Source organism: Paraburkholderia fynbosensis, assembly GCF_902859935.1.
In the GTDB taxonomy this organism is placed as follows: Bacteria; Pseudomonadota; Gammaproteobacteria; order Burkholderiales; family Burkholderiaceae; genus Paraburkholderia; species Paraburkholderia fynbosensis.
The window spans coordinates 100,010-106,988 of the sequence record NZ_CADIKI010000027.1 but is presented as its reverse complement, the minus strand read 5'-3'; the positions used below and the strand labels follow the sequence as shown (position 1 = coordinate 106,988).

Annotated in this window: 6 protein-coding genes; 4 read left to right on the top strand and 2 right to left on the bottom strand. The window is 62.7% G+C overall.

Translation table 11 applies throughout. The features are described 5' to 3' along the window. Positions 1–438: 438 nt before the first annotated feature. A complete protein-coding gene (locus tag HV770_RS33180) occupies positions 439–717 on the bottom strand; it encodes a hypothetical protein (protein WP_175165630.1) in 279 nt (92 codons plus the stop codon). A 9-nt stretch (positions 718–726) separates the two neighbouring features. Between HV770_RS33180 and HV770_RS39075 the strand changes: the two genes are divergently transcribed. The 4 genes from HV770_RS39075 (at position 727) to HV770_RS33160 (ending at position 6,018) form a co-directional block, all read left to right on the top strand. Next, a complete protein-coding gene (locus HV770_RS39075) occupies positions 727–1,134 on the top strand; it encodes an MFS transporter (protein ID WP_246291423.1) in 408 nt (135 codons plus the stop codon). Between the two features lie 126 nt (positions 1,135–1,260). Further along, the gene (locus HV770_RS33170; protein ID WP_175165710.1) at positions 1,261–3,594 is read left to right on the top strand and encodes an alkaline phosphatase family protein; all 2,334 of its coding nucleotides are present in this window, start codon (positions 1,261–1,263) and stop codon (positions 3,592–3,594) included. A gap of 173 nt (positions 3,595–3,767) precedes the next feature. Next, complete coding sequence (locus HV770_RS33165; protein WP_175165709.1) at positions 3,768–5,252, top strand: cytochrome-c peroxidase; 1,485 nt, start codon at positions 3,768–3,770, stop codon at positions 5,250–5,252. Between the two features lie 94 nt (positions 5,253–5,346). Beyond that, complete coding sequence (locus HV770_RS33160) at positions 5,347–6,018, top strand: hypothetical protein (protein WP_175165708.1); 672 nt, start codon at positions 5,347–5,349, stop codon at positions 6,016–6,018. 46 nt (positions 6,019–6,064) lie between these two features. On the opposite strand, the gene HV770_RS33155 is transcribed toward HV770_RS33160, so the two are convergent. Continuing rightward, positions 6,065–6,955: a 2OG-Fe(II) oxygenase gene (locus HV770_RS33155; RefSeq protein WP_175165707.1), complete on the bottom strand. Its 891-nt coding sequence runs from the start codon at positions 6,953–6,955 to the stop codon at positions 6,065–6,067. Between the last annotated feature and the right edge of the window lie 24 nt (positions 6,956–6,979).

Sequence of the window (6,979 nt, the reverse complement as noted above, 5' to 3'; positions counted from 1 at the left end):
AGGCTTGCAATGGTCAGACGCTCTTCAGGTTGAAGTTGCTGGTACTGAGTTCTTTCGTGCATCGCAACACCTTATACGAGATAGGTGTTGCACTTCAGATTTGAGGCCGCTTAGCAAAACTTCGCCAGGACTGGCTACGTCAAGCTGAGAGTTCGAGGTGCGCGTGGGTCGGCTTTCGCGATCCTGTTACATGGGGATCCGTGTTAGAACCGGGCGCTCGGCGCTACTGCGTCGTTGCGCGGGTTGAACTGCCAGGATTCTCTCATCCGCTACTGCCGCTGCAACCACACGCTGCATAGCGCGATTTGTCGACATCGCTTGGTTTGGCAATGTCGTCATCTGCACTCCGCCTTGATAAAACGCTGCCGGTGACTGGTCGTTGCTCTGGCTGGAGGCGGAAGTTATTTGGTTGAATTTTCGCAAGGTAATCGAGTCCCTCTACAGTTGCTGATCGCCCGCGAAGGGCCAGTGATGGGCACCGTCGCGCTCGACGAATCGCGCCTGCGCGTGGCCGGCGAGATGCCGGCCGGCGCCCGATGCGAACGACGCGGTCGGATCAACGGCAAACTTCATGCGTGCTGGGCCGCCCTCTGACGCGCCGAACAAAAGCAGCGCGCCGGTGGTATAGGTGCCGCAGAGCTTACCGCACCCGCCGGTTTGCGCTCGCACGGAGGATGAGCAGAACAGAAACGCCCCGACTTGCGTCATCAGGATCACGGAAGGAGCATGCGGGGGCGAACTGAACGTTCAGGGCTAGATTTCCCAGCATCGACTCCATCTTGGTCTCTCTACACGCACTACGTCCAATCGAATCATTGTGCCGGCCGCATTTCACTGGGCGAATTCATTCCAAAGCGGCATCGCGGTAAAACCGATTCGCTGATTCTGTCGGGCTTTCCGCTCGGTGCGCTGTTGTCGGCCGCCGTGTCGTATCTGGTGCTGAACAACCTGCCAGCCGACATGTCGTGGCGTGTCGGTTTCGGTCTCGGCACGACGATGGCATTGCTGTTCTTCTGGATTCGCCGGGTGATTCCCGAGTCGTCGCGCTGGTTGCTGCAACCGTTTTCCCTGCTCATATCCAGATCTCAGTTTGATGAAAAATGTCGATCTGCTTTGTCGATAATTATTTTGTGAAAGTAAATGTAATGAAAGTTTCCCTTCACTGAAGATAAATACGCCGATCCGATAATCCCCTGTCGCCTGCATAGATGGAAGGCGCGAAAAAGAAGCAGGACATGCAACCTACAGGGACACCCCACAATGTCGGCCAATCCAATAAAACGTACTACTCCTCTTCTCACGTCGATCGCGGCAGCCTGCGTACTGGCAGCCTGCGGCGGCAATAGCGACAACTCGCCTACCGCCAGCAACCCGCCGACTACGACGCCGACGGTTTCCGGTGTCGTCGCGGCCGCTGGCTTCGTGCCGGGCAACACGAGCGGCAATCCGACCATCAAGGCAGGCTACTACGCCGGCGCCACGGTTTGCGTCGACGCAAACGGCAACGGCAAGTGCGACGCTTCCGAAGTTACCGCGACGACGGACAGCAACGGTCACTTCTCGCTGCAAACCAGCGCCACCGGCCAGTTGATCGCCGACGTGAGCACCAAGGCCACCAACACGGCGACCGGCGCAGCAGTCCCGAGCCACATGATCCTGCGCGCCTCGGCTGCGCAGATCACCGACCAGGGCGCGACGAGCGTCGTGATCAGCCCGATGTCGAGCGAAGTTCAGCGTCTCGTCGAAGCGAACGGCACGACCTACGCGGCCGAGAAAGCCAACCTGGCCACGCGCATGAGCACCCCGGCTCTCGGCGCGTCGTCGGTGACGGTGTCTGCAGCCGACGTGCTCGCCGACGTCAACAAGCTCTCGGGCGCAGAGCAACAGGCCGTGCTGTTCGAAGAGAACCAGCTCGCGAACCGCTACACGTATGCGACGACCAAGCTCGATCGCGGCGACCTGTTCCCCGACAACCTCGCCGTGCCGGGTGGCGATCCGTCGCTGGTCAGCGCAACAGGCGTGAGCGCCGCAACCGTCGTGAAGCCGACCGTGTCGCAGGCGCCCGTCACGTTCGCCCAGGCACAGCAGGCCGCGTTCAACGTCGAAGGCATTCCGCGATACGACAATGTGTTCGTGATCATGCTCGAGAACCACAGCGTGGGGCCGACGCCGGGTACGCCGGGGATTCTCGATTCGACGAACGCTCCGTTCATCAACCAGTTCCTGACCGCCAACAACCAGTTCACGACCTACTACTCGACCGGCAACCCGAGCGAGCCGAACTACACGGCACTCGGCGGCGCGGACGACTGGGGTATCGTGGACGACAACTGGTGGGGCTGCGGCGCAGGCACGAGCGGCACCAACGCACCGACGGACAAGCCGTTTGCCGGCGGCACCGCTTCGGACGGCCAGCCGCTCGTCGCGGTCGGCGCACTGCCCCCGCAAGACACGGCTCACCTCACGGCCGTGACGAGCGTGGCCTGTATGACACCTGGCGCGATCGCCAACCACAACGTGTCGGCTCCGAGCCTGTTCACGCTGCTTTCGCAAGCCGGCATGACGTGGCGCAGCTACAGCGAATCGATGAACCCGGGCCAGGACCCGCGCTCGGACAGTATTGCCGACGCGGCCATCTCGGACACCTTCAAGGGCCCGGGCGGCAGCGGGACGGCCTTCACGGTGCCGGGCGCGCTGTACAAGACCAAGCACCACCCTGGCATGGCCTATCAGCAGACGCGCAATCTGCCTGAGTTCTACGCCGACAACCGCACCATCTTCGGCACGCAGTACACCGCCGCCGACTGGGCGAAATCGACGGCCTACAAGGTCCCGACCGGTTTCAACTTCGACCAGTTCAGCACCGACCTCGCGCTCGGCGACGTGGGCAACGTGAACTTCATCATGCCGGACCAGTGCGATGACATGCACGGCACGGGCAGCGATCCGTCCTGCTCGGGTGGCAGCACGCAGATCGTTCAGCGTAGTGACGACTACGTGCGTCAGGTGGTTGCCAAGATCCAGGCGTCCCCGCTGTGGACCAACAAGCAACGCAAGGTGGCGATCGTCGTGATGTTCGACGAAGGTGAAGGCAGCTCCACCTCGTGCTGCGGCTGGAACCCGGTGACGTCGAACGTGAACCAGGCACCGCTGACGTTCGCCAACGGCAAGTTCACGCCGACGACGACGACGCTGTACAACGCCGGCAACCACGGTCACGGCAACTCGATCTTCGGGGTGGCGACGAACCAGGCTAACGCGAACGTTGTCGACAGCGACGAGTACAGCCACTTCTCGCTAGTGCGCACGTTGCAGGACATGTTCCAGATCGCCGACCCGGCTCAGCCGCAAACGTACCTCGCTCGCGCGAAGTACACGGAGTCGTTCATCGCGAGCAACATCCTGAACCTGCCGGAACTCGCGGGCAGCGCCGATACGCACCTTGACTCCGTGCGTCCAATGAACCACGCCTACATCACGCCTGCAACCTACACGCAGAAGCTGAACCCGGTTGACGTGACGAGCACGTCGCTGGCTTCGCGTAAAGCTGGTCCGGACGCAACCCAGGCCAACGTGTGGGCCCTCGCCAAGTAAGTGCGCAGTTCGGAGGCAATGGATCGCCTCCCGCATCGGCAAGCGCGTAATTGCTCCCTGCCGGGCCGCGTTTTTCGCGGCCCGGCAGTTTCCGTTCTGTCCGTCCCATTGCCAGGGGGCCCTTCGGCCCTGCCAGGACCGCCCGGCAATCGGACTCAGGCAAAAAAATTAATATGCGAAAAATCTCCGTGGGCGTGATCTGCGCGCTTTCTTTGATATTGACGGCCTGCGGCGGCGGTGGCAGCGACAGCAGCAGTAGTAGCACTAGCGGCAGCGGCTCGAACCCGCCGACCTCGGGCAGCAGCGTGGCGCCCCCGGCCACGGTCAAGCTCAGCGCGGCGGCGCAGGTCGGTCAGCAATTGTTCTTCGACCAGAATCTGTCCGGCGGCAAGAACATGTCCTGCGCGAGCTGTCACAGCCCTCAATATGCGTACGGGCCGCCCAACAGCCTGTCCGTGCAGCTCGGCTCCGATCCATCGCTGGAAGGCCAGCGCGCGGTGCCTTCGCTGCGCTACAAATCGATGACGCCGCCCTACAACGACGTCGCCGACAACCCCGACGGCATCACGCAGAACGCACCAGGCGGCGGCTTCATGCTGGACGGCCGCGCGACGACGCTCGCCACGCAGACGGCCCTGCCGCTGCTCAATCCGCTCGAAATGAACAACGCGTCACCGGCCGCCGTCGTGCAGACCGTGAAGGACGCGTCATACGCGGCGCTGTTCCAGCAGGCATTCGGCGCGAACGTGTTGTCCGACGCGAACGCCACCTTCACCGACGTCGGTCTCGCATTGCAGGCGTACCAGCAGGAAGATCCGAGCTTCCAGCCCTACGCGAGCAAGTTCGACCTGTATCTGTCCAACAAGGTGGGCGGTACGCTGACGGCGGCGGAAATGCGCGGCCTGCAGCTGTTCAACGACACCGATCACGGTGCGGGATGCGTTGCGTGCCACTATGCCGGCGCGAACTTCAACGGCTCGGTCGCGCTCATGACCGACTTCACGTATCAGGCGATCGGCGCGCCGCGCAACGACAAGCAGATCTCGGACAACCCCGATCCGATCCCGAGCAACAACGACACGTCGTATTACGACATGGGCTTGTGCGGCCCGCTGAACAACATCCACACACCCGGCACGCCCAGCAGCGGCGCCGGCCCGGATTCGTTCACCGGCGTGAATGTCCCCGATCCGTATTGCGGCCGCTTCAAGGTGCCGACGCTGCGCAACGTCGCGACACGCAGCGTGTTCTTCCACAACGGTGTGTTCCACTCGCTCGTGCAGGTGCTGAATTTCTACAACACGCGCGACACGAATCCGGAGTACTGGTATCCGAGCACCGGCGGCGACACCAGCCAGATGACGCAGAACCCGTCCTTCGCGCTGTTCCCGACGGCTGCGTCGGGCGCGACCGCCCAGGCCTTCAACGATCTCCCCGTGGCCTACCAGGGCAACATCGACGAAGAACTGCCGATGGGCCAAGGGCAGACCGACGCCGGCGGCACGACCGCGGCCGACGGTGCCAAGCCGCGTGCGGTTCACTCGACGCCGCAGCTGACGCAGCAGAACATCGCGGACCTGGTCTGCTTCCTGAACACGCTGACCGACGGCTATCAGCCACCCGCCACGCCGCCTACCAGCGGCGCCTGCGTGAACTGATGAAGTCGGCTGCTGCGCGCGGTCTATCCTTTGGGGCAGGCCGCGCGTCCCGTTTTATTCGTACCCTGGCAACTCAACTCGAGCAACTAACACCATGACGCGACGTTTCACTTTTGCCCGCTTCACCTGCAGCGCGCTCTCCTTGATCGCACTATCCCTGTTCGCCGGCTGCCATGACAAAAGTCAGGACGTCAGCCAGGAAAACTTCACCAGCGCCATCAACGATTTCCTCGGCCAGCGCGGCCACCTGTGCCTCGCCAAATACGACTGGCCAATCTACGCGACGACGGACGACCAGGCCGCCGGTACGCGCGACGCGGTACAGATGCCGGTACTCGAGAAACTCAACCTCGTCGCCGGCAAAGACGTGGTGGTCGAACGCACCGACGGCACCGGCAAGAAGATCACGGCGAACGCGCGCCAGTATCAGTTGACGGATGAAGGCAAGAAATACTATCTGCAGATTCCGGAGGTCGTCGCGACCGCCAACTCGCGCGTCACGCACCCGGCCGATTTCTGCGCGGCGACGCTCAAGCTCGACAAGGTAGTGGGTTGGGAACGGCCGACGCAGGTAGACGGCAAGACCGCGACTTCGGTGATCTATACGTACAAGATCGAGCCGGCGGCATGGGCTCAAAATGCCGACGTACAGCGCGTATTCCCGATGATCAAGCGTGTGATCGAAGGCGCGGGCACGATGCAGTTACGCGAAGGCGTGCACTTGACATCGAACGGCTGGGTCGCCGACGAGGTCTTCCAGCGTTGAAACCCAGTCTGCGGGGCGCGTGCACAGCCGCCTCGCAGACCGACCGTTACGCCTGATCGCGCGGCACGAAGCGGCGTGTGCGAATCCATTTGGTGGCCACCCACTTCTCGCCGGTGTGCAAAGGCGTGCTCGTATGCAGGGAACTCGGGTCGCAGAGCCCGAAGCGGTTGCCGTATTCGAAATAGAGCGCCTGGCCGCGGCGCGGCACCACCGACCACCCGAGTTGCGGGAACACGGTTTCGCCGCCGGCTTGCACATCGTTCAGATACATCAGCAGCGTGCCCACGCGCTGTCCGCTGCGCGCGATCGACTCCTGATTCGCCGGGTTGGCCGGGATCAGGTAATCGACGTGCGGTGTCGATTCGGCGCCGGCTTCGTAATGCAGCAGTTGCAGACCCTCGCCGTTCTCGACAGACAGGCCCGTGAGTTCGGCGATCCTCGCTTCCAGGCGCGTGATCAGCGGGGTCTCGCCGAGACGAAAAAACATTCCGTCGCTACTGCGGTGGCCCGCCACGACATCACGACCGGTGACGGGATCGACCACGGTCGAATGGTTCAGACGCGGTCGCGCGAGCGCGATCAACTGCTCGCATTCGTTCGCGCTCAGAAAATCGTCGAGCAGTACCGCAGCGGGCCGCTGCATACGCGAAACGACTCGCACCTGGCGCTCGCCGAGCCGGATCGTCGGTCCGTCCGGCACGCGCAGCGCCTCCGGTTCGTAGGTGACCGGCGCACCGCCTATTTCGAGCGTCGCGCCCGGCAACGGTGTGCCGTACAGAAAAGACGAAGAGACCGCATTGACCATCGCCGTCGCGAGTTCGATCGCGTTCTTTCGATCGACCAACTCGCGAACAATCGCTTGTGGAGCAACGCCGCGTGTGAGGTTCTGAGCGATCCAATCGCGCACTTCGGCGGGGAAACTGACGGTTATGGACATCGGAGTGTCAAACTATGGGCTGGA

What these genes read in the sequence shown, in the direction of transcription:
- HV770_RS33155 (WP_175165707.1), bottom strand. Translation starts at nt 6,955, where the DNA reads ATGTCCATAACCGTCAGTTTCCCCGCCGAAGTGCGCGATTGGATCGCT.
- HV770_RS33170 (WP_175165710.1), top strand. Translation starts at nt 1,261, where the DNA reads ATGTCGGCCAATCCAATAAAACGTACTACTCCTCTTCTCACGTCGATC.
- HV770_RS33160 (WP_175165708.1), top strand. Translation starts at nt 5,347, where the DNA reads ATGACGCGACGTTTCACTTTTGCCCGCTTCACCTGCAGCGCGCTCTCC.
- HV770_RS39075 (WP_246291423.1), top strand. Translation starts at nt 727, where the DNA reads ATGCGGGGGCGAACTGAACGTTCAGGGCTAGATTTCCCAGCATCGACT.
- HV770_RS33165 (WP_175165709.1), top strand. Translation starts at nt 3,768, where the DNA reads ATGCGAAAAATCTCCGTGGGCGTGATCTGCGCGCTTTCTTTGATATTG.